Raw genomic sequence first — 25,856 nt, 5'->3', positions numbered from 1 at the left:
TCTAATGAAAAAAATAATAAAAATAGTAGGAGCACTGTCCATAGTTGCACTTACTTTTACGTCCTGCGAACGAGATATTTCAGCAATAAATGTCGACCCAAAAAATCCAAGTGTGGTACCAACAGAGAACTTGCTATCGACCGTATCGTATTATCTCGCTAATGCGCATGTGTCTGCGAGTGTAAATGAAAATATTACCCGCTTCTTCACGCAACAGTGGACAGAAACTACATACACAACTGAAACTAATTATTTCTTTGAACAGCGAAATCAAAACCAGTATTATTGGAATAATACTTATAGAGAAGTTTTAGGCCCCTTGGCTAAAGCAAAGATATTTTTAGAATCAGAACAACAAGATACTGCCCTTACACCGGCACAACAGGCTAAAATTAAAGCAAATAAAATGGCTGTTCTCGAAATTTTGTCAATATACGGCTGGGCTACACTGGTTGATTCTTTTGGGGACGTCCCTTACTCCGAGGCTTTAAAATCTACTTCAGGTGATTTAATTCTACAGCCAAAATATGATGACGCAGCAACAATCTATTCTGACTTAATACAGCGAATTAATGCTGTAGATGCTAAAATTGATCCTAATTTTCCTGGCTATAACAACGATCCCTTCTATTATGGAAACATGGAACAATGGAATCTAGTATTAAATACTATCAAGTTGAGAATGGGTTTAAATTTAGCTGATGTTAATCCTAGCCAATCAAAAACACTTGTAGAAAGTGCGTATGCCGATGGAGTAATCGAAAATGCTGAAGATGATTTCGAATTTCAATTTGATAATGGAAATTTCTCTAACCCTGTATATCTTAACTTGGTCGCTAATGGCAGAAATGACTTCTTGCCTTCAGACATCTATGTTAATTTTATGAAAGCTAATGATGATCCTAGAATCCCTAAATATTTTACACCTGCTCCTGATGGAACATATAAAGGAGGCGTCTATGGGCTATTAAATACTTATGCAAATTATTCAAAACTTGCAGATCGGATTAAATTAAGAGATGCTCCAGGCGAAATATTTGACCATGTGAATGTCCAATTTATGTTAGCTGAAGCTGCAGCACGGGGATATAACGTAGGCGCTTCGGCGAATCAATACTATCAAGAAGCAATAACCTCTTCCATGGAAGAATGGGGTGTAGATCAAGCAGAAACTGATGCTTTCTTAGCTGCTCATCCTTACGATCCTACCAACTGGAAAAAATCTATCGGTGAAGCCGCTTGGATAGCAATGTTTAATAAAGGTTTTGAAGCATGGTATTTCTGGAGAAGATTGGATTATCCTATATTGCCACCTGCACCTACCGCAGTTCATGGATTAGTTCGAAGAATGCCGTATCCAATTGGCGAGAAAAATAACAATGCTGCTAATGTTACTGCAGCCTCAGCTAAGATTGAAGGAGGAGACATTTACAGTTCAAGAGTGTTCTGGGATAAAAATTAATTGCACTATAACTAATGAAGCCACTCATATGAGTGGCTTTTTCCAATTTTCACTAACACCTTCACAAAAATTCGAGATGAGAAATTTCCATTACTCCATTTTACTTGTGGCTGTTTTACTCGTGTCAGCTTGTACCACAAACAGAATGTCACAGGATCAGATTCAGGCAAAGATATTTAGCAATAATTTTACTTTTGTCGCTAAAAATTTTGAAAACAGATTATCGTTCTCTGCACCCGCCGGCACTGGAAGAATTGCACAAACCAACATTCCCGTAAATTCAGATGAGAATATCGGCATCCAAGTAACACATGACAAACTGATAATTAATCTTCCGTCTACAGACCACGAGAATTCAATTAGCAAGTTTTCTTTAAGAGTGAATTCGGAAGACTTCACAGCTGCAAGAAAGGCCTTGCCTGATGGGTCTATCCTAGTTAATTACATTTTAAAAGATAATACGAACATAAACCTGATAAAAATGGAGGTTGATAAAGAGGGTAAAATCGATTGCTCAGTTGAAGGACCTGCGCAGAAACCACTCCTATTTACAGGATATTTAAAACCTTAACAAACACTATTTAATTGCAGACCACCCCTCACCGGGTGGTTTTTTAATTTCAGTATATTTGTCTCTTAAATAAACCCATGGACATTAAAGATAAAATACAACAGAAACTTGCCGAAATTGTACACACGGTCTATCAACTGGTAGAGGCTCCGCTTGAAGTGCAACAGAATAAAACCGGATTTGATGGGGACTTCACCGTCGTTACTTTTCCACTGGTGAAAATGCTGCGCAAAAGTCCTGATGTAATCGCCATGGAACTCGGCGATGCCTTTATGACCATGTCCGATTTCACAGAAAGCTATCATGTGGTCAAAGGATTCCTGAACCTGAAAATCAAAAATAAATTCTTCCTCGATCACTTCCGTGAAGTCAAAGAAAATCTGAATAGCCGTCCCGACCGTCATCAAACGGTCATGATTGAATATTCTTCACCGAATACCAACAAACCCTTGCACCTCGGGCACGTCCGCAACAATCTGCTCGGATATTCCGTGGCCAAAATCCTGCAGGAAGATGGCTACAATGTGATCAAAACACAAATCATCAACGACCGCGGCATCCATATCTGCAAGTCCATGCTCGCCTGGCAGCAGGCCGGCCAAAATGAAACACCTTCTTCCACAGGGATGAAAGGCGACAAACTCGTGGGCAATTACTATGTAGCCTTCGATAAAAAATATAAAGAAGAAATCGCCGACCTGATAGCTCAGGGACACAGTGAGGAAAGCGCCAAAAAAGAAGCAGCGAGTATCAAACAGGCACAGCAAATGCTGCTCAACTGGGAAAAGGAAGACGAAAACGTACGTCAGCTCTGGCAGGAAATGAACAGTTGGGTGTACGACGGTTTTGCCCAAACCTACCAAAGACTGGGCGTTGATTTCGACCAGGTTCAATACGAAAGCAACACGTACCTGCTCGGCAAAGACCTTATACAAAAGGGGCTCGTCAGCGGTGTTTTGTATAAAAAGGAAGATGGCTCCGTATGGTGCGATTTGTCGGAGGAAGGCCTGGACCATAAATTACTGTTGCGAGGCGACGGCACTTCCGTGTACATGACCCAGGACTTGGGTACCGCCGTGCAGCGTTTTGAAGAAAATAATATTCAAAAACTCATCTATACCGTTGGAAACGAGCAAGACTATCACTTCGAAGTACTCTTTAAAATCCTGAAAAAGCTCGGTTATCCCTGGGCGGATCAGCTCTATCACTTATCGTATGGAATGGTGGAACTGCCGGCCGGCAAAATGAAATCCCGCGAAGGCACCGTGGTGGATGCCGATGAACTGATGCAGGAAATGTACGAAACCGCCAAAGCCAAAGCGCAGGAACTCGGCAAGCTGGAAAACCTCAGCGAAAGCGAGAAGGAACAATCCTACGAAACGGTTGGGATGGGCGCGCTGAAATACTTTATCCTCAAAGTAGATCCCCGCAAGAAAATGATGTTCAACCCGGCAGAAAGTATCGATTTCGCTGGGAATACGGGGCCTTTCATTCAATACACTTATGCGCGGATTCAGTCCTTGCTCGCGAAGGCAGATACGGCAGAAACTGATGTTGCAGGTTATGAAATGAATGAATATGAGCGAAATCTGGTGATGCAACTCGCCAATTTCCGCGAGGTTATTTCCCGCGCAGCGGAAGCGTTATCACCGGCATTGGTGGCAAATTACACCTACGATCTGGTGAAAATTTATAACACCTTTTACCAGAACACACCGGTGCTCAATCAGGAAGACGCGCAGGCCAGGAATTTCCGTCTGCAACTTTCCGCGCTCACCGCACAGACCATTAAGAAAGGACTTGACTTACTGGGTATTTCCACGGTAAATCGCATGTAGCATCAGGGCGTGCCCCGGCGCTGCACAGCAGCCGCCGGATCCGGGTCGGTCTCCGGCTCCCAATCTTTCCGGTGTTCGGGCGGCAACGCAGTTGCCGCCCGAACACCGGAAAAGGATTTCCGCCTCCGCCCTCACGCAGGGAACGCTGCCGCTGGAAAACCGGTTCCTTAGATGGAAGCCAACACAAAGCGCTGTGCGGGCTTTCACCCGCACAGCGCTTCTTTCTTTCACGCAAAACTTTTATCTTTAACATTTACTGCTGCCACCATGAACATTTCTTTTCCAAACTATCACGATGCCGAACCTGCCACTGATTTCGACCGGCAGACACTTGCGTTCGTGCAAGAATGGTTCAGCGAAACCGAAACAGTTCAGGTACAGACTTCCGGCTCCACCGGCACTCCGAAAATTCTGGAAATCGAAAAAGACAGAATGCGCCACTCCGCCAGGATGACCTGTCGGTTTCTGGGTTTGCAGGCAGGAGATAGCGCTTTGCTGTGTTTGCCGGTGGCCTATATTTCGGGCAAGATGATGGTGGTCCGCGCCATTGAGCAGCAGCTGAAACTCATGGTCAGCGAGCCATCTGTGCGTCCGCTGGAACACTTGGCAGAAACCGTTGATTTCTGTGCTTTAACTCCGCTGCAGGTAGAACATTCCCTGGACAAACTGCATCTGATCAGAAACATCATTATTGGCGGTGCTGCTGTTTCTGCCGCTTTGAAAGCCAAAATTCAGAACGTGATGCAGGGCCATGAAAAGAAGGTGAAAATCTACGAGACCTACGGCATGTCTGAAACCCTTTCGCATATCGCGCTGAAAGAAATCTTTCCCAAAGCTGCTCCGGACTTCACCGTGCTGAGCGGCGTACAGATATTTTTGGACCCTCGCGGTTGCCTGCAAATCCTGGCGCCACAACTTTCCGCAGAACTCATTGTGACCAATGACCTGGTGGAACTTACCGGAACCAACAGTTTTATTTTTCAGGGCAGATATGACAATGTCATCAATTCCGGCGGCCTTAAAATATTTCCGGAACAACTGGAAACTTTGGTGCATACCGTTACCGATCGCGAACTGGCTTTTCTTGGCCTTCCCGATGAACAGCTGGGTCAAAAACTCGTTTTGGCGATTGAAGGCGGGGAATCTTCTGTGCTCACAGATGACATCAGACATCTGACATTCCCGACCAGGAATCACCTTCCGAAGGAAATAATTTTCATTCCGGAGTTTCCGCGGACACCGAACGGAAAAGTAAGTCGCCTTGAACTGTTGAACATATTAAAAAGCAATGAAAGATTTCACCAGTGAACTTACCTATAAAACCTCGCGCAGCAGCGGTACAGGCGGCCAGAACGTCAATAAAGTGGAAACGGCAGTCACTGTGCTCTGGGATATTCCGGCCAGTGCTTTCTTTTCCGATGAAGAAAAAGACCTGATTTTCCGAAAACTGAAAAACAGAATCAGCCAGCAGGGCATTTTGCAACTTACTTCTTCGGAACACCGCACGCAACTTCTTAACAAGAAACAGGCAGTCCTGCGCCTCCGGGAAATAGTCGCCTCCGCACTCTTCCTCCCGAAAGCCCGCAAACCCACCAAGCCCGGAAAAGCAAAAATCGAGAAAAGACTCGAAGCCAAAAAACGTTTGTCTCAAAAGAAAGATGACCGCCGGTTCAGATACTGATTATTAAAACATAACAATCAGCCGCTTTGCTTTATTACCATTTTCAACCGTAAACTTCGGCGTATTACAACCATTTTTATTGCTTTGCATTCCTTGCCTTTATAAATTTAATCAGCGCAACATTTTATTTATAAACATATCTCAGCGTACTTCATTTTATGGAAAATAATTGTTTGTCCGGAAAGGAAATACTTATATATTTGGCAAAATTTTATACATGAAAAACAAATACCTTTTTCTGCTGTTGGCTGCTTTGCCGGCGGCGTCCTTTGCACAAAAGAAAATCACCTTGATGCCAAGCATTGGTTATGCCTGGCGCACCGCCGAAATCCCGGATGGCATCCCGGGCACTACAAAAGATTTCATTAAACAATTAAAGTCCGGAATGAATTATGATCTGGCGGCTTATTATTCTATAAACAGCAGCTTAAGCCTTGGTGCAAAATTTAATTTATACACGACTTCCGCAAACGGAACATTGACAGATATGGATCACAACGGTAATCTCATTCCGTTCCAGGCGGATGCTAAGGATAAAATTACTTTTATCGGACCGTCACTGCTATATTCAAACATTAATGAAGAGACCCCTCACAAGCTTTTCTATGAATTAGCACTTGGTTTGATCAGCTATGAAGATGTTCTTTCAAGTCCTCAGGCTTACAGAAGCGTAAAAACTGTGGGTTCTAACTTGGGATTATCCGGAACAATCGGTTACATGTATGCAGTTAATCCCTCGTTTCTGATCGGACCGCAGTTAAACTTTACGGCCGGAACACTTACTGCTGTTAAAATTGATGGTTCGCCAAAAACACTGGGTGACGATGAAAAAGAAGGCCTGACACGTGTGGGCCTGAATTTGGGTGCCGCTTTCCGGTTTTAAACGGTTACTAAAAACAGTTTGTAATTACACGAAAATCCGCGGTGCCTGACGGCACCGCGGATTTTTTCTTTGTTTATACCGGCTTTTATTCTAAAATCACCCGGTTGACATTTTGTTTCGCTATCCCGCAAATTCGTTTTTTTCACGCTGCCGGTCAGCCTGCGACTGATCTTCAGCAGCACCGGCTTTCCAGTAGGAATAGGCATACAGCTCCTTGTTGGTCCAATTCTTTTCTTTGCGCAGATACTGCCGGATCGCTTTCACGGCGGAAAATTCTGCGGCTACATATCCGAATTTGGAACCCGAAGGCAGAAGTACCATTCGTACCTCATCATAAATTTTACTGTAGTGTTCCGGCTGGTCATTAATCACCCACCGGAATTCAATATCCGCCTCCGTGGCCAGCGGAATAATATCTGCTGCTTCGCTTACTTCGATAATGCAGACACCGGCAGCCGTTTCCGGTAAAGCTTCCAGAATTACACTCAGCACCGGAATAGCTGTGGCATCACCGGCCAGCAGATACCAGTCTGCAGGCGCGAAGAGTTCGCTGGCTTCCGTGCGCATCATTACCCCCAGCTTAGCACCGGGTTTCGCATGGATGGCCCAGGAAGAGGCCGGACCGGTTTCCCCGTGGTTAACAAAATCAATGATCAGTTCCTTCTTTTCCAGATCCAGTCCTCTGTGGGTATAGGTTCTGATTTTGGGCGCTAGGTCTGCCGGTGGATACTTCCATTCGTGCCGTTCCATATCATATTCCGGAAAATGAACTTCATTGAGGCCGGCAGGCGGCACGGCAATTTTGTTGTTATCGCCTACGGTGGTAGCGGCAAACTGCTCGAGGTGATCAGCAGTTAAATAACACCGGATCAGGTGTGGACTCAGGTTTTCCTTGCGAACGAGCGTTGTGATAATTCGACCTTTATTTGACATATTTTTAATTATTTATATAAAAGTAATACAGTTCCGCCTACGATTAAACTGGCGGCCAGCATCGTCTTTAGATCCAGCTTTTCCTGAAGAAATACCGCGGCCAGTACCAGCGTAAATACCACACTTAATTTATCCAGCAGCGCAACCTGGGAAATGTTTCCCTCCTTGAGCGCCTTAAAATAAAATATCCAGGAAAGTCCGGTACAAATTCCCGACAGCACCAGGAAAAACCAGTTGTACCTGCTTAGTGCAGCCAGGCCGCGGTGTTCGCTTCTGGCCCAGATAATCAGCCAGATCATCACCAAAACGATGATGGTTCTGATGCCGGTCGCCAGGTTGGAATTTATGTTGGCCACTCCCGTTTTAGCTGTAATGGCTGTGAAAGAAGCAAACAGCGCAGAGAGCAGGGCGTACACTGCCCACATCTTAATCGATTGCCTTTTCCACCTCGTCCATCATCATATTAATGGAAGCAACGCCACCGCCGGCCAGATACCAGACCTGCGAATTCAGGTATACGATTTTGTTATTCTTGTAGGCATTGGTATTTTTCACGAGCTGATTCTCAAACTCTGTTTTGTCAAGAGCTTTGTCACCGATGGCGTCACTGCGGTCTACTACAAACAGAATATCCGGGTTTTTATCAAGCAAAAATTCGCTGGAAACGCGGGTTCCGTGCAGGTGGGTATCCAGACCAGTGGCAGCTTCTTTAACGCCGAGAATATCGTGGATGAGCCCAAAACGCGAACCTTTTCCGTAAGCACTCATTTTTCCTTTGTTATGAAGAACTGCCAGCGCTTTCTTATCAGAGGCTTCTCCTTTGGTTTTAATTCTTTCAGCCTTCGCCACAATGTTGCGGTACGCTTCATTGAACACTTCTTCCTTATTGAAGATTTTCCCGAGATTATCCAGATTTGTTTTCAGTGCACCCAGTTGGTCGGCGGTATTCCATTCCCGGAGCATTGTAGGTGCAATTTTGGAGAATTCCGGGTAAGACTCCTGCAAACGACCCCCGATGATAATCAGGTCCGGCTGCAACTCATTGATTTTTTCCATATTAACTTCCACCAGGCTGCCCAGATCAACGATGTCCTTGTTATCACCATACTTGCTGAGATGCGCCGGCAGGCCTGTTTTCGGCATACCCACCACGTTTGCGCCGATCAGATCCAGATCTTCCAGTTCGCTGTAATCCAGCACCACAATTCTTTGGGGATTCTTCGGCACCTGAACGGTATCCAGCGCGTGAATGATCTGAACGGTTTCTGCCTGGTTATCTCCTGCTGTTTTACTGTCGGAGCACGAAGTTGTGAAAGCCAGTGCCACCGCACCAAAAATACATGCTAATTTTTTCATAATAGTTAAATATAATAGTTACAAATTTTTCGGTTGTTGCATAGGGTGATGCGAAACGGGATCTCGAAAATTTCTTCGAGCACTTCTTCCCTGATTACTTGCGAAGTTTTATCATAATACTGCACATTCCCGTTCTTTAACGCCACGATATAGTCAGAAAAAGAAGCCGCAAAATTGATGTCGTGCAAGACAATGATGATGGTTTTGTTGAGTTCATCACACAGTTTGCGCAGCGTTTTCATCATGTGTACAGAATGCTTCATGTCCAGATTATTAAGCGGTTCATCCAGCAAAATGTACTGGGTATCCTGTGCCACCACCATCGCGAGGTAAGCGCGCTGTTTCTGGCCGCCGCTCAGTTCATCCAGAAAAGAATCCTGCAGGTCTTCCAGACCCAGAAACTCAATAGCTTCCCGGATTTTTTGTTCATCCTTTTCTGTAAGTTTATTTTCGGAATACGGGAACCGGCCGAAGGAAATCAGCTCGCGCACTGTAATTCGGATCGCTGTATTATTAAATTGTTTTAGGATGGACAGCTGTTGCGCCAGCACCTTGTTTTTATACTCCGTGATGTTTTTATCATTAATCAGGACCACGCCTTCGTCCTGTTTCAGCAAACGGCTGATCACAGAAAGCAGCGTACTCTTACCAGCGCCATTACTGCCAATGAGTGCGGTAATCTTCCCTTCCTCGAATTTCAGATCTACCCCTTTCAGGATGGAGCGTTCACCGAAACTTTTACTGATATTTTTAATTTCGATCATATTTTTTTAGCATTCAGGATGAGCAATAAAAAGTAAATTCCACCAAAGAAATTGATGATGGTGGTTACCGGTGTTTTTAAATTAAAAACATGTTCCGTAAGAAACTGACCGGAGATAATAATAATAAAAGTAACCAGGCAGCAAACCGGTAAAATAATTTTGTGCCGGTAGGTTTTCAGCAATTCATAGGTCAGGTTGGCGGTGAGCAGGCCCAGAAAGCCCACCGGCCCTACCAGAGCCGTGGAAAGCGAAACCATGACGGCTATAATCAGGAATAGGCTCCGCACTGTTTTCCGGTAGTTCAGGCCAAGACTAATGGCCTGGTCTCGGCCCAGAGAGAGAATATCCAGCTTTTTATGGTAGCGCAGCCCGATGGCCAGCAGAGGAACGATAACAGCCCCGGCATACCATAAAATATCCTTATTGATTTTATTAAATGAAGCAAACATTTTCCCTTGTATGATGAAGAAGTCATTCGGGTCAATCAGCAGCTGGATAAAAGAATTCACAGAGTCGATCAGCAAACCGAAAACCAGGCCGACCAACAGCAGCAGGTACAGGTTGTTTCTGCCTTTATTCTTGGTAAGCAGGTACATCAGCATCGAAAAAGCCATCATACATAAGACGGAAACCGTGAAGTTCTCGAAACTGTTCATCACCTTAAAGGTCTTATCGCTGTAAAGGAATACAAGCATACTCTGGAGCAACATAAAAACCGCTTCAAAGCCCATGATGGAAGGAGTGAGAATTTTGTTACCGGTGATCGTCTGGAAAGAAACCGCCGAGAAAGCCACGCAGCAGGAAACAATCAGGATGGCCACTGCCTTTATGCCTCTGTACTCCAGTGCAAAGGACAAGTTTCCGCCCTTAATTCCGAAGAAGAGATACACGGCTGTGCACAGCAGCGATATCAGAACAATAAATGTTATTTTATTTTTACCTAAACTCATTTCTTACGTAAAATTAAAAGCAGAAAAACCAGACCGCCGGTAATGCCGACAGTAACACCGATCGGCACCTCAAACGGGAAGATAATCAGCCGTCCGGCCACATCGCAGAACAGCAGCAGCAGCGCCCCGAATAACGCCACCACCGGAAGCGTTTTCCGGGTGTGGTCACCATACATCATGCTGATAATATTAGGTGCCACCAGCCCCACGAAGGTAATGGAGCCCGCCGTCAACGTAGTGACCGCCACTGTAATAGAGATCAGCAGCATTCCAATAAAGATAACGGCATTGTAGTTCAACCCGATGTTCTGTGAAAAATCTTTCCCCATACCGGCAGCCGTAAACCTGTTGGCATAAAAGTAGGTGGCGATCACTGGTGGAATGGTCAGGTACATCAGTTCATATCTTCCCTGCAGAATCCCCGAAAAATCGCCGACCAGCCAGGTATTCATGCTTTGCACAATATTAAAATTTACCGCAAAAAAAGTAGAGACAGAATTGATAATACCCCCGAAAAGCAAACCGACAATCGGAATAAAAATAACATTGCGGAAGCGCACTTTATTAACCATTTTCAGGAAGATAAGCGATACCGCAAAAGTGAAAGCGAAGGCGAACAGCGATTTTACGAACATACCGGCAGACGGAATCAGGATGACGCTGAGCAGAATTCCCAGTTTGGAACCTTCCAGCGTACCTGCCGTGGTGGGAGATACAAATTTGTTTTGCGTAATCTGCTGCATAACCAGACCCGAAACACTAAGTCCAATACCGGTTAAAATAATGGTAAGCGTGCGCGGCAGCCTGCTGACCAGGAACAGCATTACTTCCATCGGTTCGCGGGCGATCAGATCACGCAGGGAAAAGCCTTTTGCCCCAATGAGAACTGAGGCAAAGGATGAAAAAACAGTTAATATGATGAAAATCCGAATTAAAGCGTAAGAAGTGATTTTTATCTTCTTAAGTATAGGCATCTTGTTTGTTTAATTTTATGGCAAAACCGTCTGATACAGGTTACAGTTTAAAGGTGGCACCGACCTGATACCGGCGGCCGTCAATTCTGAATTCACTCGCGCCGGTACTGTTATATACTTCTTTATCAAAGATGTTGTACACCCCTGCACTAAGCTGCACATTCGGGCTCAGGCGATATACTGTTCCGGCATCCAACAGAGAGTAGCCCGAAATGGTCGTGTCGGAAGCCCGGCCGCGGGAAATGCCCGGCAATGATTCGCTTCTGTAATTGAACCGGGTCCACAGTTCCAGATCGCGGGTACTGCTCCACTGGAGCAAGGCATTGGCCATGTGCTTCGGCAGCCTGGAAAGCGATTTCCCTTCCAGATCACCGGATTTCACTTTGCTTTCCGTAAAGGTATAGTTTGTACGCAGGTTCAGGGCCGGCGTTACTTTCACGTTCACGTTGGCTTCCGCGCCTCTGATTACTGATTTATCCACATTTGTCTGTCGGGAAACGAACAAATAGGTTTCGCCGTTATACTCGCAATTATCACAGATTCGTACTTCCGTTATTTTGTCTGTGAAATCCGTGTTATAACCCGTCACACTGATGTTAACAACCTGACCCGGATCCTGATACATCACCGTGAGTTCCTGGTTAAAGCTTTTTTCAGGCTTTACGCTGCTGTCACCAACGATCACGGCCGGGATCGGCGCGTTGGCACCACCGGTAATCTGACCCCAGTCATCAGTCGCCTGCCGGAGCGAAGGCGCTTTGTATCCGGAAGCTACTCCTCCTTTTACCGTAAACTGGTCATTTACATTCCAAATCAGGTACCCACGCGGGCTGAAGTTGGAACCGTAAAACTCATTATTATTAAAGCGCACGCCTGTCACCAGATTCAGCCGCTGGATCAGTTGCCAGTTCATTTCAGCAAACAATGCCCACTGGGATCTTTTGATTTCGCTTTTAGCTACGCCGTCGGTTTCCAGCTGGTTGCCGGGATCATTAAGTTTTTCATGTCTGAATTCGCCACCGAAGGACAAAATATGCCGTCCGAAGTCATACGTATCGAGAGAGTTAAATATGGTTGTTTCATACTCCATACCCCGGGAGTAATTTTCGCTTCGGTCGTGCTGAAGAATGTTATTCAGATTTAATTTCCCGTAGCTACCCAGATGACTCAAGCTATAGCTGGTGCGCTCATGTTTTTCATAATTGGTCTTGCTGCGCCCGCCTTCCTGCAGTGAACTTCCAACTCTTGAATAGCGATCCTGACGGTTGAAATTGAAATCAGCGTTCACGATGTTTTGCGCATCAGGAGTAAAGGTCAGCCCAGCGCCAAAACTTTTAATATTTCTTTCTGGGAAACCATTGGAGATCCGGTCTTCTTCGCGGGTAGAATACAATCCGTTAACTTTAATACCCAAGATATCCCGGATCACGGCACCGGCGGCATTTGCATTCACCTGGTAGGTGTTTCCGGCGTTGGAATCTTCCGTAATCACAGCATCGGTTCCCAGGGAGCCGCGCCATCTGGATTGCGAAACTTTTTTAGTGATAATATTAATGACCCCGCCCATGGCATCAGAACCATATAAAGTGGACATCGGACCCTTCACAATTTCAATACGCTCGATAGCCTCTACCGGCGGCAGCAAACCCTGCTCCATTCCCGGCACATCGGAGTTCGGACGAAGCTCACGGGTATTCACGCGCTTCCCATCAACTAAAATTAGTGTATACTTGGCATCAGCACCGCGGATAGAAATATCACTGGAACCGCCGCCGCCTGTTACAAAAACACCGGGAACATCCTGCAGCACATCAGTTACATCGCGGTATTGTCTTTTCTTAATATCAGATTGCGGAATCACAGAAATCGTAGCGGGTGCATCTTTGATATTTTGCTGGTATCCACTGCCGGTTACCACCACTTCCTCGATATTGCGGGTCAGGGTATCCTGCTTAATTCGCTGAGCGTAAAGTTGTGATCCGGTGGCTATCAGAAAAATAACAGCAATTTTATCCAAGCGCATGTAATTTTTATTTAGAATTATTTTAAATAACTTTGATGCGGCAAAAGTAAAATCTATTAGAGGGAAAGAAAAGATGAAAAAGCAAATCTTTTCGATGAAAAAAAAGCAACGTTTATGAAAATTCATGTGGAGAGTACGTCGCCGGCTGGAATTTCGGTTGTCAACGGACCAGCTGATAATCAAGCCTTTCTGGAAGTTCACGAAACCCGGCGCACCAATATTGCCGATGGTGTGCAGGATAAAAACGTTATCCTCTCCTTATCTAACGCCTGTATCTCGGAAATTACCATTGATACAGAACTTGACGTGGATTTTCACGTACGCGCTGACCGGCCGGTGATCGAAATGGTATTTCTGACCTCTTCTTCCACTGAATTTAATTTTGAAAGCGGTATACGGCCGCTGCAGCTGAACCGCAATCAGCATAATATCTTTTATTACTCCGCGAAAGGCTACACCAATTCCTGGCAAACCGGTGACAATCAAAAAGTGATTACGATCACGCTGGAACTGGACCGCGTTGTCGGTTATCTGCCGGAGGAACTGTTTCATTCCTTCTTGAATTCGGTGGCACAGGACAAAAACGATGTACTGTTCTGCCGTAACCTGAACATTACACCGCAAATGAGCCTGCTGCTGGAAGAAATAGTTGACAATCAAGCTGCAGCCGGCTTAAAAAGGCTGGCCATCGAAAACAGGATTTATGAATTATTATTCCTGCAGATCGATCAGTACCGCAATGTGCGCAATAACAACCTGAACATAGACTGCTGTACGGAACGGAAGATCCGGGAAATTAAAAATATGATAGATGCGCACCCGGAACACGCCTACACCATGCAGGAACTTACACAGGTAGCCGGACTGAATGAACATTATCTGCGCACAGGTTTCAAAGATATCTTCCAGACCACGGTTCATTCCTACTCAACACAGCAGCGGATGGAATATGCCCGCAAACTGTTGCGAAATGATCAGCTGAATGTGAATGAAGTAGCCCGCAAAATGGGCTATAATGATGCCACCAATTTTTCGGCGGCCTTTAAAAAGTTTTTCGGGATTACTCCGATACAAATGAAGAAAAGATAACGGTGTGTTCATCGAAGAGAGAACCTTTCGCGGCGCCTTCGGGCGCCGCGGCTTTTTCACCATCTTGGCAAAGGCGGACTTGTCCTTCTCTTACAGACATCAGTATTCCTGCCGAAACAAACTGCCCGTCCGAAATAGCCGCGATTGAACGGCCTGTCTGAGCTCTGCCGCGCCGGCCGTAGCCGGCGCGGCAAGCGAGTAGTGAAAGCGCGACCGCTCCCCGGCACCGGTGCACGCTGCCTGCTCCTGAAAAGAAAAATTACCTAAATTGACTATCTTTGCTTAAACTGAAAAATTATGAATAAACCCATCACCGATTTTATCGAAAAATATTATCTGCATTTTAATTCGGCGGCACTCGTGGACGCTTCCAAAGGCTATGTGGCCCACCTGAAAGACGGCGGAAAAATGATGATTACGCTGGCGGGGGCCATGTCCACCGCAGAAATCGGAAAGATTCTGGCCGAGATGATCCGCCAGGACAAAGTACAGATTATTTCCTGTACCGGTGCCAACCTGGAAGAGGATCTGATGAACCTGGTGGCGCATTCGCATTATGTGCGCGTGCCAAACTACCGCGATCTGACGCCGCAGGAAGAATGGGACCTGCTGGAAAAAGGCCTGAACCGCGTGACGGATACCTGCATTCCCGAGGAGGAAGCTTTCCGCAGGCTGCAAAAGCACATCGTAGAAATCTGGAAAGATGCAGAGGCAAAAGGTGAGCGGTATTTCCCGCATGAATATATGTACAAAATGCTGTTGTCGGGCGTACTGGAGCAGTATTACGAAATCCCAAAAGAAAACTCCTGGATGCTGGCCGCCGCGGAAAAGAACCTGCCGATCGTCGTGCCGGGCTGGGAAGATTCCACCATGGGGAACATTTTCTCGAGCTACTGCATCAAGGGCGAACTGAAGCCATCCACCATGAAATCCGGGATTGAATATATGATGTTCCTGGCCGACTGGTACCCGAAAAACTGCAGCGGCAAAGGAATCGGTTTCTTCCAGGTGGGCGGTGGTATCGCTGGTGACTTCCCGATCTGCGTGGTGCCGATGCTGTACCAGGACCTTGAAATGACCGATACGCCGTTCTGGTCGTATTTCTGTCAGATTTCGGATTCGACCACCTCTTACGGTTCGTACTCCGGTGCGGTGCCGAACGAAAAAATTACGTGGGGAAAACTGGACATCAACACCCCGAAATATATTGTAGAGAGTGATGCGACGATTTGTGCGCCACTTATGTTCTCGTATATTCTGGAGAATTCGTAAGCGTTACCCACTTCGATACATTCGCCTTTCCGGACACGGAAGGGCGATTTTTTTTGGAGCAGGGAGGATACGCTTTTGCGGCAGGGTGGCCCGGCTTTCACTACTCGCTTGCCGCGCCGGCCCGTGGCCGGCGCGGCAGAGCTCAGACAGGCCGTTCACTCCGGGCTATGGTGGCAGGAAAGTTTATTTTCTGAAAGGATCAGCTTGCGAAGGCATATTTCGGGAGCTCTGCCTCTTTTCCAGATCGCACGACCTTTCCCAAATAGCCGCGATGGAAACCTTGTCTTAGGCCGAGATAAACAGGCATTCTTTTCGGCGCGGCGCTTGCGCGCCGCGCCGAAAGATACAGCGGCGGACCCACCGTGCTCATAATAATGTGTATGATAATGAAAACCCTATAATAATTTCAGCCCTTCGGGCTTTGTTGCGATGTTTAATTGTTTTATTCTACAATTATATTAGCCCTAGAATAATGTCAGCTCTAGAATAATGTCAGCCCTTCGGGCTTATATGAACTCGACTCTGACCGTTTCTAACCATTTATAGAAAATTCCGACCAAGATTAGCAATTGTGTTTTGATAAAACCTGTACCTTTAGGTTATGGATCCACTCTTCCGAAAACATATTTATGAGATTACCCGGATGATTCCGCGCGGAAAAGTCACGACCTATGGTGCTATTGCTACCGCCGTGGGATATCCGCACCACGCGAGACATGTAGGACAGGCCATGGGTCATGCGCCGGCAGACGTTCCGGTTCAGCGCGTGATTGGCGCCGGTGGCCGGATTGCGGTGATGCCGCATGCTGAAATTTTGCGCAGCGAAGGTTTAGAAGTCGAGAACTACCGTGTCCGGAATTTCGAAACCGTGTTTTGGAATCCGCTGGAAGAGATTGAAGATATTCCTTAAGCAGTAACTATTCTTACTTCTTTTTCGGTTTTTCCGACTTCGGTTTAATTTCCTCGATCGGCGTCGTCATCTCGCCATGAGACTGGTGAAAGACAGGCTGGTTACCGATATAGCCCGCGAGGCTGTCTCGCTGACGCTTTTCGGCTTCTGTGAGGTCTCCACCGTGGAGACTGTCAAATTTTCGTAAATTCTCCTCGTGCTGCTTTTGCAGATCCTCGGCGAGACTTGGTTTTTTATTGGAATTGCAGGCCATAAGTGTTGTGATAATTATGGTGATGAGGGTCAGGACTTTCATTTGTGGTATTTATCGGGAGTAACGGCTAAAAGAATGCCACCGAGTTTTTTCTGATTTTGAAGCAAAAACCCCTGCGCGCAGCAGGGATTTTCGTTGTGATGTTATACTTTACTTCTTAATAATCTTCTTGGTAACGGTTTGCCCATCTGCTACCACTTTGATAATGTACATTCCCGCAGGCAGTCGGCTGACATCTACTGTCTGGTACGCCTTGGCACGAATGTTCAGCACGCGCTTGCCGGCCATATCATACATTTCAATCGATTCTGCTTTGCCCGGAATCAGTACATTCACTTCTGATTGCACCACGGTTGGGTACACCGTTACGGTTTCTTTGGAAACTTCAACAGAAGCCAGCGCACTTTCAGGTACAATACCGGTGACGAGCAGGGCGTAGTTTTGTGTCGTAGCGTTGTCATCCTGATCCTTTAGCGTTCCTTTGTTGGACACTTCAATGCGGTATTTCCGGCCTGCGACCGGATTATCCAGCAGGACCTGCTCTACATTGTCTACAGTGTTATCTCCTTTGGTGGCAAGTTCCATCGGCGCATTGGGATTGAGTCGCCACGGGAAATACGTTTCATTGGTGGTCGTATCAGTGATACGCAAATCCAGATCGTTAACTAAACGGGAGGACAAGTCATTCTGCAGTTGCTCATCTGTTTCAAAAGGTTCCGCTGCCGGATCTACCCAGGAAATAGAAGCTTTTAATGGTTTCCCGCCTTCTGCAAAGACTTCCACCGATTGGGCGCTGCCGCTGGTGAGATTTTTTCTCTCAAATAAAGTTTTGCCAGCTTCTTTTTCGATGACGGCCGTAGCTGCTTTACCGGCATCAACGAATCCCCAGCCATACCAGACATCCGGACCCTCATTTCCTACATCATTCGCTGTATGTGTGAGCAAGGCTTTCATTTCATCCGCTTTGTAAATAAAATCCGCCTCCCCTTTCAGGTTTCGGGTAAGTTCGGTGACAGCACCGGCTATACCTGTGACCACAGGAGCAGAGAAAGAGGTGCCACTATTAATCGCATATTCATTAAATAAGATAGTAGAAGTAAAGTTGGCAACAGCATGCATAGAGCCTACCGCGCTGATATCCGGCTTAATAGCACCATCACGGCGCGGACCGGCGCTGCTGTAGCTTGCTTTCAACACATCTCCTGGCTCCGTATATTCATTATTGTTAGTACCAAGTTGCTCAGTGGCGCCAACAACAATGATGTTTTTGGCCAAGGATCCCCAGCCGATGCAGTAATATCCCTTGCTACAGTTCTTTGCAGGTAATACATCTCCCGGTTCAAAAAGAACATATTTTTCGAGCGTTTCATCGAACTTGTATGCTTTATCGCCAGGTTTCGGACCGATGCCGTAGTAATTTCCGGCAGACTTAACAACAATATGATTAGGATTGTTATATACAATTTTATCAAAAGCGGCATCCTGATCAAAATAGCTTCCTGAATAGGTGTCAAGATTATTTAACTCATAATTTGCGAGCCAATAATAGCCTGCTGTGGGATAGATACTGTTGGGCGTAGAAACATAAGTCCAGCCCAAATTGATTCCGTAGGAATGATTTGAAATATTTGCCGTACTGGCATCATTAAGTTTTACGTAGTTATTTCCTGAAGGCGTAGTATAAAACGTATAACTATCAAAAGTGGATTTTGGAAGGACACCTATAACACCTTTTGCTCCGTATGGAGGTCCAAAATTACCAATGCCTTCTGCGCCGATAATTCCAGCCACATTGGTTGCATGGCTTGAATAATAGGCTGCACCATTCTCTTTATCTTCTACTCTTTGAACAGCTGGCACACCATTAACTGCTCCGAATTCTACATGTTTTTCAAAGATGCGGCCACCATCCATGACCAGAATGTTAATCCCATTTCCTTCAAGTTTAACACCGTTTAGTCCGGGAAGTGTGCCGTTTTGCAGAGCAGTCACATTTGCACTGTTGTTGGCCCGACGGTCAGATGATTCCAGAAAGACAGGAATTTTCCCGGCGAAACCAGCCAAGGTAGCCTTCTCTTGGGAAACCGCATCCGGCTTTACATTTTTTCTGGTGCTTAGTAGTAGCTGATCATATTTTTGTTGGTTGGCTCTGTTCTGAGCTGCAAATTCGGCACTAAGTTTTTGTTGTGACTGAGCCAGTGCGAGCAAGGGGCTCAACCCCAACAGAAAGAGTACTGCTTTTTTCATATTTTGAAACTTTTTGTAATAATAAGAAAAATAAACAGGTTCTGAAGTCTACACCTTGCTTTTTTTGCTACGCTTTAGGCACGGTTCTGATTAAAACATATTCAAGCATTTCCTTTGATTGTATTTAATACATAATATGTCAGTTTGTTATGCAAAGAAAAAGCTGCACCGTTCACCAGTGCAGCTCTATCATGAAAAAAATAATTAGTCTTGAAGAATTACTTGCTCAATTGCGCGTAGCTTCTTTGGATAAAATCGGTAAGGTCTTTTCCTTTTAGCAGGTTCTGGGAAAGTTTTGCCAGATCCAGCGCATATTTGATCTTGTTGTTTTTCTCTTCAGCGTTTTCGTCCTTCAGGATTTCGCCGGCCAGGTCACTGTTGGAGTTCACCACCAGATTATACATTTCCGGAAAGCCCCCCATGCCAAACATACCGCCACCGCCGCCGGTCGCTTGCATGTCTTTCATACGACGCATAAACTCAGGCTGGGTAATCAGGAACGGTGCTTCCGTGCTGTCCAGATCTTCCACCTGAACCGTAAACTTGGTATCGTTCACCGCTTCTTCCACATTTTTCTTGAGTGATTCTTTTTCATCATCGGTCAGTTTGGAAATAGCGGAATCTTCTTTTTTGATCAGATTGTTGATATGGTCTGCATCGACTCTCGCGAAAGAAATTTTCTCTTTTGAGGTTTCCAGCTTCTGCATCAGGTGTGGTGCAATCGGTGAATCGAACAGCAACACCTCATATCCTTTATCTTTTGCAGCCTGGATATAACTGTGCTGTTCATCTGCATTGGTCGCGTATAACAGTACGAAATTACCGTTCTTGTCGGTTTGGTTTTCCTTGAACTTTTCTTGCAGTTCATTCCAAAGGAAATACTGGCCATCGGTGGTCGGGTACAGGGCAAACTTATCGGATCTTTCGTAGAATTTATCTTCGGAAATCATTCCGTATTCGATGACCACTTTGATATCATTCCATTTCTTTTCATATTCCTCGCGGTTGTCATTAATCAGCGACACCATCTTATCTGCCACTTTCTTGGTGATATAAGAGGAAATCTTCTTCACGGCACCGTCGGCCTGCAGATAGGAACGGGAAACGTTAAGCGGAATATCCGGCGAATCAATAACACCGCGCAGCAGCATCAGGAAATCCGGTACAATGCCTTTTACCTCGTCGGTGACGAACACCTGATTTTGGTAAAGCTGAATTTTGTCTTTCTCAATGTTCAGGTTGTTGCTCAGTTTCGGGAAATACAGAATTCCGGTCAGGTTGAAGGGATAATCCACATTTAGGTGAATGTGAAATAAAGGCTCCTCAAACTGCATCGGGTACAGTTCATGATAGAAGGCTTTGTAATCTTCATCTTTTAACTCGCTCGGCGCTTTGGTCCAGGCCGGGTTTGGATTATTGATGATATTGTCGACGGTTACCGTTTCGGGTTTTGCGTCATCAGCGGAATCTTCCGGGAGGGGAAGCGTTTCTGTTTTGGTTCCGAACTTAATCGGCACCGGCATAAATTTGTTATACTTCAACAGTAGTTCACGAATACGCGATTCTTCCAAAAATTCAGTGGAATCTTCAGCGATGTGCAGAGTGATTTCCGTACCGCGGTCCGCTTTATCTGTCGTCTCCTCCAGCATATATTCCGGGCTGCCATCGCAGGTCCAGCGCACCGCCGGCGCATCTTTGTATGACTTGGTCAGGATTTCCACTTTCTCGGCTACCATGAAGGCAGAATAAAAGCCAAGTCCAAAGTGTCCGATAATTCCGGCATCTTTGGCGGAGTCTTTATATTTCTCCAGAAACTCTTCGGCACCGGAAAAAGCAACCTGATTGATATATTTTTCGACCTCCTCACCGGTCATCCCGATTCCCTGGTCTGAGATGGTGAGTGTTTTATTTTCCTTATCTATTTTAACTTCAATCATCGGGTTACCATACTCCACTTTTGCTTCACCGATGGTGGTGAGGTGCTTTAGTTTCAGTGTGGCATCCGTGGCGTTGGAAATCAGTTCGCGCAGGAAGATTTCGTGATCACTGTAGAGAAACTTTTTAATAAGCGGAAAAATATTTTCCACCGATACATTAATATTTCCTTTTGTCATCTTTAAAATGTTTTTTATTAATGCCGATAGCTTTTCAAATTGAACACCATTCCGACGAAACTGACAGATTGTCAAGAAGCTGGACAATTCGTGCTGGTTTTCCCTCAAATACGCTTGGAATACGGTTAAGATTACGCTATAATTCTTTTAACGCTAAGAACGCTATGGACAACTTTAAACTTCTCTTTAATGAAAAGGACGCGAGGGCATTGCATTTAGCAAGGCACTGCTCTACAATTTTTGTATACTTTGCCGCAGGTTGCTGAGCGAAGCGCCTTTGCGTTCGTAGCTTTTAATGCCGAACATCTTTTGAACAAATGATAAAAAACATCTTCCTTAAACAAAAAAGGACAGCATTGCTGCTGTCCCAAAGTATCAGTTGATAAGTTACCTTACGATTGTTTGTTACGAATTTCCTCTTTGATTTTCTCTTCGAGTTCTTCAGAAAGTTCCGGATTATCCTTCAGCATTTCTTTTACTGCATCGCGGCCTTGCCCCAATTTGGTGTCTTCATAGCTAAACCAGGAACCGCTCTTCTTCACGATGCCCATGTCCACAGCTGTATCGAGGATTTCACCAACCTTGGAAACACCCTCGCCATACATAATGTCGAATTCTGCCATTTTAAACGGAGGTGCTACTTTGTTTTTCACAATCTTCACCTTCACGCGGCTTCCGATGGCTTCGTCGCCACTCTTAATCGGCGCACTGGCTTTACGAATGTCGATACGAACGGATGCATAAAACTTCAATGCGTTACCACCCGTGGTAGTTTCCGGGTTTCCGAACATCACACCAATTTTTTCACGAAGCTGGTTAATGAAAATCACGGTACACTTGGTACGGGAAATCGTGGCGGTCAGTTTACGCAGCGCCTGCGACATCAAACGGGCATGCAGTCCCATTTTGGAATCACCCATTTCCCCTTCGATCTCTGCCTTTGGCGTCAGTGCGGCTACGGAGTCAATAACCACGATATCCACTGCTCCTGAACGGATCAGGTTGTCAGCAATTTCGAGTGCCTGCTCACCGTTGTCCGGCTGCGAAATAATCAGATCATCCAGATTAATTCCCAGTTTGGACGCATAGTGGCGGTCAAACGCGTGCTCTGCATCAATAAACGCAGCGATTCCGCCGGCTTTCTGAGCTTCTGCAATGGCATGCAGCGTCAGGGTTGTTTTACCTGAAGACTCAGGGCCGTAAATTTCGATCACCCGTCCTTTCGGATATCCGCCGATTCCCAAGGCCAGATCCAATCCCAGTGAACCGGAGGGAATGACTTCAATTGTATCATCAATAGAGGCATCTCCCAAGGTCATCACGGTGCCTTTTCCGTAAGTTTTATCTAACTTATCAAGCACTAAAGCGAGTGCTTTTTTCTTATCTTCTACACTACTCATTTGTTCATTTTATTTGTGTAAAAATACGAAATTTTAACCTGAAATAAAAGCCAAAGAAACGTTAAAAGCAGGGCAAAAAGCATTTTTTTCGGCAAAAAGTTTTTTTATTATAAATATTGTTTTAGATTTGCACCACCAAAACGAGAACAGACCCATGGTGTAGCGGTAACACTACTGATTTTGGTTCAGTCATCTGGGGTTCGAATCCCTGTGGGTCTACTTAATTTGCAACAAACGCTTCGGTTCGCCGGAGCGTTTTTTTTGTTTTTAACTGCTGTGAAATTTCAGCTTACGCGGGCCGCAGGAAAATCAGTTTTTAGATCCGTACGGCGATTCTATTTTAAATCTTTATTAATTTAGTTAAAACATCACTCCGTTGTGTTAATCTTCGGCAACAGGGAAAGCCAAGATAGGAAAATGGAAGCGATTTTGCATGTGCTATGCCTCACCTAAATTATTAACTTCTAAATTTTTTATGATGAGCGATCAACAAGCTGATAAACACTTTGGAGAAACAAAACCGATGTCTAACCACGCCCACGACCTGATCCACGATTTAAACAAGCGCCTGGATGCTGTATGGCGTTATGATCAGTACGTGACCAATGCAGAGAAAGCAAATGAAGAAGAAATTGTGCAGCTTTGGAAAGAAGCCAAGCAACAGGATATCGAGCTGATCGAAAGAATAAGAACGTTACTGAAAAAATCACTGTAAAGCGTCTTTTTCTTTTAAAGTTAAAAAGCTGACTTTGCTAGGTTTGCTTTTTTTTGTGAATGATTGGTAAATCTCAATCTTCCGAAAGCAGGCAGTAACAAAATATATAAAAGCCGCGCGGCCTTCGGCCGCGCGGTTCAATCACAGTGTCTTACCACTGCTCTATTTCTCTTTTACAAACTCGAACGCCTGACCGCCCTGATTCAGCGTAAATGTCTTTTTATCTTTACCAAACTGCAGCTCAATGCCCGCAGCATCGAAACTGAAAAGTCCGTCCCCCTGGTACTCCACCGGGAATGACTGCTGGCCGGTCACCTGCGCTACCAGCTTGTTATTCTCTACTTTTAAAGTAATCTTCACCGGGATTTCCTTAGCTCCGAATGTGCCGGTATATTCGTTTAAATTCACCTTTTCAGCTGCGGCGGAGGTTGGGCGCATTCTGTTGTTCGTTACATCCACATCCGGCACTGCACCTTTCGGATCAATCAGCACACTGGAAATTTCTTTATTTCCGGGAACTTCAAAAGTCCACTCATTATTGCGTTTCCAGATTTCAACCGGCAGTTTAATTTCTTGTTTGGTGCCGTCCTTATACATCACTTCCAGTTCCACCGGCATTGGCAGCTGGCCGATATTTTCGATGGTCACCACCGCTCCCTGCTTATAGTCGCCATTTACATATTTAATATTTTTTACCGCCTGGTCAATTTTCCAGTTGTTCAGGAACCAGCCTCTCCAGAACCAGTTAAGCTCCTCGCCGGTCACATTTTCCATCGTACGGAAGAAATCGTCCGGGGTTGGATGTTTAAAAGCCCAACGCTTGATGTATTGCCGCAGTGCTTTATCAAAACGCTCTTCTCCCAAAATCTTTTCGCGCAGCAACTGAAGCCCGGCCGCCGGTTTATAATAACCGAGATAGCCCAGGTTTCTTTCCTTCAAATTGTCTGGTGAGGTTTGAACCGGTTCCAGTTTATCGCTGAAGAAAGCGGGTGCCATCATTTGCAGTGGCTGTGGTTTATAATACTCGCCATTATTAAAATCCTTGTCGGAAACGGAGTTAATAAACGTATTTAAACCCTCATCCATCCAGGCGTACAGACGTTCGTTGGAACCCACAATCATCGGGAACCAGTTGTGACCAAATTCATGATCGGTTACGCTCCATAAATCAGCCCCTTTGGAATTCATATGGCAAAATACAATGCCCGGATATTCCATACCGCCCTCGTTTCCGGCCACGTTCACGGCCATCGGATAGGTATATTCATACCACCTCTTAGAATAGTTTTCTATGGAAGCTTTGGTATATTCCGTAGAACGTCCCCAAGCGCCCTGGCCGTCACTTTCCACCGGATAAGCCGAAACTGCCAGTGATTTTTTACCGCTCGGCAGGTTGATACGTGCCGCATCCAAAATAAATGCAGGCGACGAGGCCCAGGCGAAATCACGGGTATTATTAATTTTATATTTCCAGGTTTTGGTACCGGAACTTGTTTTTGCTCCGGCATTGGCATCTGCGGCCGAACGGATAATCACTGTTTTATCACTGTTGCGCGCTTGCGCCCATTTTGAATTTTCAGCAGCGCTGTAAACGTCTTTTGCGTTCAGCAGTTCTCCGGAAGCTACCACATAGTGATGCGCCGGCACCGTCAGGTTTGCGGTAATGTCGCCGTATTCCAGGTAAAATTCACCGGCTCCCAAGTATGGCAAGGTATTCCAGCCCATGATGTCATCGTACACGCACATCCGCGGGAACCACTGCGCGATGGTAAAAATCTTTCCGTTTTTCGTGCTCTCGACACCCATACGGTCCGAACCATAGTTCGGTGAAATAAAGGAATAGTTCACCACAAAATTGATGGTTCCTCCCTGTGCTTTTAAATCTTCCGGCAGATCAATTTGCATACGGGTATCGGTAACCGTGAAGGTAGGTTTCACTGTCATCTTTTTGCCGTTAGCAGAACGGATTTCTACGGATTTAATGGTATAACCGCCATTGAACTGCTGTCCTCGTGCACCGTTGCGGCTCCCACCCATCGGGATGATGGCATTGCCGCGGCTGTCTTCTTTAAAAAGATTCTGGTCCAGCTGCAGCCATAAAAAGCCGAGATTATCAAAACTGTTATTGGTGTACGTAATTTCCGCGGAACCGGAGATTTCGTTATTGGCTTCATTTAAGGTGGCATTCAGCACATAATCTGCACTGTTCTGCCAGTATTTATGCCCGGGCTGGCCGCTGGCAGAGCGGGTTTCGGTGGCATTGTTCTGATAGAAATACGGTTTAAAGGCTTCCGTATAACTGTAGGCTGGCGTTTGATTTTGCGCCGAGAACTGCACGGAGATGGCCACAGCCACTACCAGCGCAGGTTTGAGGAACGATAACTTCATAGAAAAAGGAATTTACGGATAAGTAGAAAAGAG

22 protein-coding genes and 1 tRNA gene are annotated in these 25,856 nt (G+C 45.6%); 11 read left to right on the top strand and 12 right to left on the bottom strand.

Annotation, left to right across the window (positions count from 1 at the left end; all coding sequences use genetic code 11):
• The first annotated feature begins 4 nt into the window (after positions 1–4).
• The 6 genes from MVI27_RS05355 to MVI27_RS05330 all read left to right on the top strand — a co-directional run bounded on the left by MVI27_RS05355 (position 5) and on the right by MVI27_RS05330 (position 6,435).
• A complete protein-coding gene (locus MVI27_RS05355; protein ID WP_246959745.1) occupies positions 5–1,462 on the top strand; it encodes a SusD/RagB family nutrient-binding outer membrane lipoprotein in 1,458 nt (485 codons plus the stop codon).
• A 76-nt stretch (positions 1,463–1,538) separates the two neighbouring features.
• The gene (locus tag MVI27_RS05350; RefSeq protein WP_246959743.1) at positions 1,539–2,033 is read left to right on the top strand and encodes a DUF4251 domain-containing protein; all 495 of its coding nucleotides are present in this window, start codon (positions 1,539–1,541) and stop codon (positions 2,031–2,033) included.
• 77 nt (positions 2,034–2,110) lie between these two features.
• Positions 2,111–3,871 carry an arginine--tRNA ligase gene (argS, locus tag MVI27_RS05345; protein WP_246959742.1) on the top strand — a complete coding sequence of 587 codons (1,761 nt, stop codon included), beginning with the start codon at positions 2,111–2,113 and terminating at the stop codon, positions 3,869–3,871.
• 267 nt (positions 3,872–4,138) lie between these two features.
• Complete coding sequence (locus MVI27_RS05340; protein WP_246959740.1) at positions 4,139–5,179, top strand: AMP-binding protein; 1,041 nt, start codon at positions 4,139–4,141, stop codon at positions 5,177–5,179.
• Entirely contained in the window at positions 5,160–5,552 is a 393-nt protein-coding gene (gene arfB, locus MVI27_RS05335; protein WP_246959737.1) for an alternative ribosome rescue aminoacyl-tRNA hydrolase ArfB, read from the top strand. The genes MVI27_RS05340 and arfB overlap by 20 nt, the downstream gene beginning before the upstream one ends.
• 217 nt (positions 5,553–5,769) lie before the next feature.
• Positions 5,770–6,435 carry a hypothetical protein gene (locus MVI27_RS05330; protein WP_246959736.1) on the top strand — a complete coding sequence of 222 codons (666 nt, stop codon included), beginning with the start codon at positions 5,770–5,772 and terminating at the stop codon, positions 6,433–6,435.
• A gap of 120 nt (positions 6,436–6,555) precedes the next feature.
• On the opposite strand, the gene MVI27_RS05325 is transcribed toward MVI27_RS05330, so the two are convergent.
• From MVI27_RS05325 to MVI27_RS05295, 7 genes are read right to left on the bottom strand one after another with little or no spacing between them, the layout of a single operon-like run.
• Positions 6,556–7,368 carry a siderophore-interacting protein gene (locus tag MVI27_RS05325; RefSeq protein ID WP_246959734.1) on the bottom strand — a complete coding sequence of 271 codons (813 nt, stop codon included), beginning with the start codon at positions 7,366–7,368 and terminating at the stop codon, positions 6,556–6,558.
• 8 nt (positions 7,369–7,376) lie between these two features.
• On the bottom strand, positions 7,377–7,793 hold the full coding sequence (locus tag MVI27_RS05320; protein WP_246959732.1) for an EamA family transporter: 417 nt from the start codon (positions 7,791–7,793) through the stop codon (positions 7,377–7,379).
• 1 nt (position 7,794) lies between these two features.
• Positions 7,795–8,724: a siderophore ABC transporter substrate-binding protein gene (locus tag MVI27_RS05315; protein WP_246959729.1), complete on the bottom strand. Its 930-nt coding sequence runs from the start codon at positions 8,722–8,724 to the stop codon at positions 7,795–7,797.
• A 5-nt stretch (positions 8,725–8,729) separates the two neighbouring features.
• A complete protein-coding gene (locus MVI27_RS05310) occupies positions 8,730–9,488 on the bottom strand; it encodes an iron ABC transporter ATP-binding protein (RefSeq protein ID WP_246959727.1) in 759 nt (252 codons plus the stop codon).
• The gene (locus MVI27_RS05305; protein WP_246959725.1) at positions 9,485–10,438 is read right to left on the bottom strand and encodes an iron chelate uptake ABC transporter family permease subunit; all 954 of its coding nucleotides are present in this window, start codon (positions 10,436–10,438) and stop codon (positions 9,485–9,487) included. Before MVI27_RS05305 ends, MVI27_RS05310 begins: the two co-directional genes overlap by 4 nt.
• Entirely contained in the window at positions 10,435–11,412 is a 978-nt protein-coding gene (locus MVI27_RS05300; RefSeq protein ID WP_246959724.1) for an ABC transporter permease, read from the bottom strand. Before MVI27_RS05300 ends, MVI27_RS05305 begins: the two co-directional genes overlap by 4 nt.
• 40 nt (positions 11,413–11,452) lie before the next feature.
• On the bottom strand, positions 11,453–13,435 hold the full coding sequence (locus MVI27_RS05295) for a TonB-dependent receptor domain-containing protein (RefSeq protein ID WP_246959722.1): 1,983 nt from the start codon (positions 13,433–13,435) through the stop codon (positions 11,453–11,455).
• Positions 13,436–13,549: 114 nt separating this feature from the next.
• On the opposite strand from MVI27_RS05295, the gene MVI27_RS05290 reads away from it, so the two are divergent.
• The 3 genes from MVI27_RS05290 (at position 13,550) to MVI27_RS05280 (ending at position 16,706) form a co-directional block, all read left to right on the top strand.
• The gene (locus MVI27_RS05290; protein WP_246959720.1) at positions 13,550–14,524 is read left to right on the top strand and encodes a helix-turn-helix domain-containing protein; all 975 of its coding nucleotides are present in this window, start codon (positions 13,550–13,552) and stop codon (positions 14,522–14,524) included.
• Positions 14,525–14,821: 297 nt separating this feature from the next.
• Positions 14,822–15,796 carry a deoxyhypusine synthase family protein gene (locus MVI27_RS05285; protein ID WP_246959718.1) on the top strand — a complete coding sequence of 325 codons (975 nt, stop codon included), beginning with the start codon at positions 14,822–14,824 and terminating at the stop codon, positions 15,794–15,796.
• A 601-nt stretch (positions 15,797–16,397) separates the two neighbouring features.
• Positions 16,398–16,706 carry an MGMT family protein gene (locus MVI27_RS05280; RefSeq protein WP_246959716.1) on the top strand — a complete coding sequence of 103 codons (309 nt, stop codon included), beginning with the start codon at positions 16,398–16,400 and terminating at the stop codon, positions 16,704–16,706.
• Positions 16,707–16,719: 13 nt separating this feature from the next.
• Here the strand turns inward: MVI27_RS05280 and MVI27_RS05275 are convergent, their stop codons facing one another.
• The 4 genes from MVI27_RS05275 to recA form a co-directional block, all read right to left on the bottom strand.
• Entirely contained in the window at positions 16,720–17,001 is a 282-nt protein-coding gene (locus MVI27_RS05275) for a hypothetical protein (RefSeq protein WP_246959714.1), read from the bottom strand.
• A 108-nt stretch (positions 17,002–17,109) separates the two neighbouring features.
• On the bottom strand, positions 17,110–19,206 hold the full coding sequence (locus tag MVI27_RS05270; RefSeq protein WP_246959712.1) for a S8 family peptidase: 2,097 nt from the start codon (positions 19,204–19,206) through the stop codon (positions 17,110–17,112).
• Between the two features lie 218 nt (positions 19,207–19,424).
• Positions 19,425–21,320, bottom strand: coding sequence for a molecular chaperone HtpG (gene htpG, locus MVI27_RS05265; protein WP_246959710.1), 1,896 nt, complete (start codon positions 21,318–21,320; stop codon positions 19,425–19,427).
• A gap of 392 nt (positions 21,321–21,712) precedes the next feature.
• Positions 21,713–22,720, bottom strand: coding sequence for a recombinase RecA (gene recA, locus MVI27_RS05260; protein WP_246959708.1), 1,008 nt, complete (start codon positions 22,718–22,720; stop codon positions 21,713–21,715).
• Positions 22,721–22,868: 148 nt separating this feature from the next.
• Here recA and MVI27_RS05255 point away from each other — a divergent pair.
• Together MVI27_RS05255 and MVI27_RS05250 are read left to right on the top strand one after the other, a co-directional pair.
• Positions 22,869–22,939, top strand: a tRNA-Gln gene (locus MVI27_RS05255).
• Positions 22,940–23,198: 259 nt separating this feature from the next.
• Positions 23,199–23,435, top strand: a complete 237-nt coding sequence (locus MVI27_RS05250; RefSeq protein ID WP_246959707.1) for a hypothetical protein — start codon at positions 23,199–23,201, stop codon at positions 23,433–23,435.
• 162 nt (positions 23,436–23,597) lie between these two features.
• On the opposite strand, the gene MVI27_RS05245 is transcribed toward MVI27_RS05250, so the two are convergent.
• Positions 23,598–25,823, bottom strand: a complete 2,226-nt coding sequence (locus MVI27_RS05245) for a M1 family metallopeptidase (protein ID WP_246959705.1) — start codon at positions 25,821–25,823, stop codon at positions 23,598–23,600.
• Positions 25,824–25,856 lie beyond the last annotated feature (33 nt).

It is taken from the genome of Chryseobacterium salipaludis (genome assembly GCF_022968825.1).
In the GTDB taxonomy this organism is placed as follows: domain Bacteria; phylum Bacteroidota; class Bacteroidia; order Flavobacteriales; family Weeksellaceae; genus Kaistella; species Kaistella salipaludis.
Note: the sequence above shows the minus strand (reverse complement) of the source record. Positions and strands in the feature narration are given on the sequence as shown.

Coding starts and splice junctions, on each gene's coding strand:
- MVI27_RS05285 (WP_246959718.1), top strand. CDS start 14,822: ATGAATAAACCCATCACCGATTTTATCGAAAAATATTATCTGCATTTT.
- MVI27_RS05295 (WP_246959722.1), bottom strand. CDS start 13,435: ATGCGCTTGGATAAAATTGCTGTTATTTTTCTGATAGCCACCGGATCA.
- MVI27_RS05350 (WP_246959743.1), top strand. CDS start 1,539: ATGAGAAATTTCCATTACTCCATTTTACTTGTGGCTGTTTTACTCGTG.
- arfB (WP_246959737.1), top strand. CDS start 5,160: ATGAAAGATTTCACCAGTGAACTTACCTATAAAACCTCGCGCAGCAGC.
- argS (WP_246959742.1), top strand. CDS start 2,111: ATGGACATTAAAGATAAAATACAACAGAAACTTGCCGAAATTGTACAC.
- MVI27_RS05275 (WP_246959714.1), bottom strand. CDS start 17,001: ATGAAAGTCCTGACCCTCATCACCATAATTATCACAACACTTATGGCC.
- MVI27_RS05280 (WP_246959716.1), top strand. CDS start 16,398: ATGGATCCACTCTTCCGAAAACATATTTATGAGATTACCCGGATGATT.
- MVI27_RS05310 (WP_246959727.1), bottom strand. CDS start 9,488: ATGATCGAAATTAAAAATATCAGTAAAAGTTTCGGTGAACGCTCCATC.
- MVI27_RS05245 (WP_246959705.1), bottom strand. CDS start 25,823: ATGAAGTTATCGTTCCTCAAACCTGCGCTGGTAGTGGCTGTGGCCATC.
- recA (WP_246959708.1), bottom strand. CDS start 22,720: ATGAGTAGTGTAGAAGATAAGAAAAAAGCACTCGCTTTAGTGCTTGAT.
- htpG (WP_246959710.1), bottom strand. CDS start 21,320: ATGACAAAAGGAAATATTAATGTATCGGTGGAAAATATTTTTCCGCTT.
- MVI27_RS05250 (WP_246959707.1), top strand. CDS start 23,199: ATGAGCGATCAACAAGCTGATAAACACTTTGGAGAAACAAAACCGATG.
- MVI27_RS05315 (WP_246959729.1), bottom strand. CDS start 8,724: ATGAAAAAATTAGCATGTATTTTTGGTGCGGTGGCACTGGCTTTCACA.
- MVI27_RS05330 (WP_246959736.1), top strand. CDS start 5,770: ATGAAAAACAAATACCTTTTTCTGCTGTTGGCTGCTTTGCCGGCGGCG.
- MVI27_RS05320 (WP_246959732.1), bottom strand. CDS start 7,793: ATGTGGGCAGTGTACGCCCTGCTCTCTGCGCTGTTTGCTTCTTTCACA.
- MVI27_RS05305 (WP_246959725.1), bottom strand. CDS start 10,438: ATGAGTTTAGGTAAAAATAAAATAACATTTATTGTTCTGATATCGCTG.
- MVI27_RS05290 (WP_246959720.1), top strand. CDS start 13,550: ATGAAAATTCATGTGGAGAGTACGTCGCCGGCTGGAATTTCGGTTGTC.
- MVI27_RS05340 (WP_246959740.1), top strand. CDS start 4,139: ATGAACATTTCTTTTCCAAACTATCACGATGCCGAACCTGCCACTGAT.
- MVI27_RS05325 (WP_246959734.1), bottom strand. CDS start 7,368: ATGTCAAATAAAGGTCGAATTATCACAACGCTCGTTCGCAAGGAAAAC.
- MVI27_RS05270 (WP_246959712.1), bottom strand. CDS start 19,206: ATGAAAAAAGCAGTACTCTTTCTGTTGGGGTTGAGCCCCTTGCTCGCA.
- MVI27_RS05355 (WP_246959745.1), top strand. CDS start 5: ATGAAAAAAATAATAAAAATAGTAGGAGCACTGTCCATAGTTGCACTT.
- MVI27_RS05300 (WP_246959724.1), bottom strand. CDS start 11,412: ATGCCTATACTTAAGAAGATAAAAATCACTTCTTACGCTTTAATTCGG.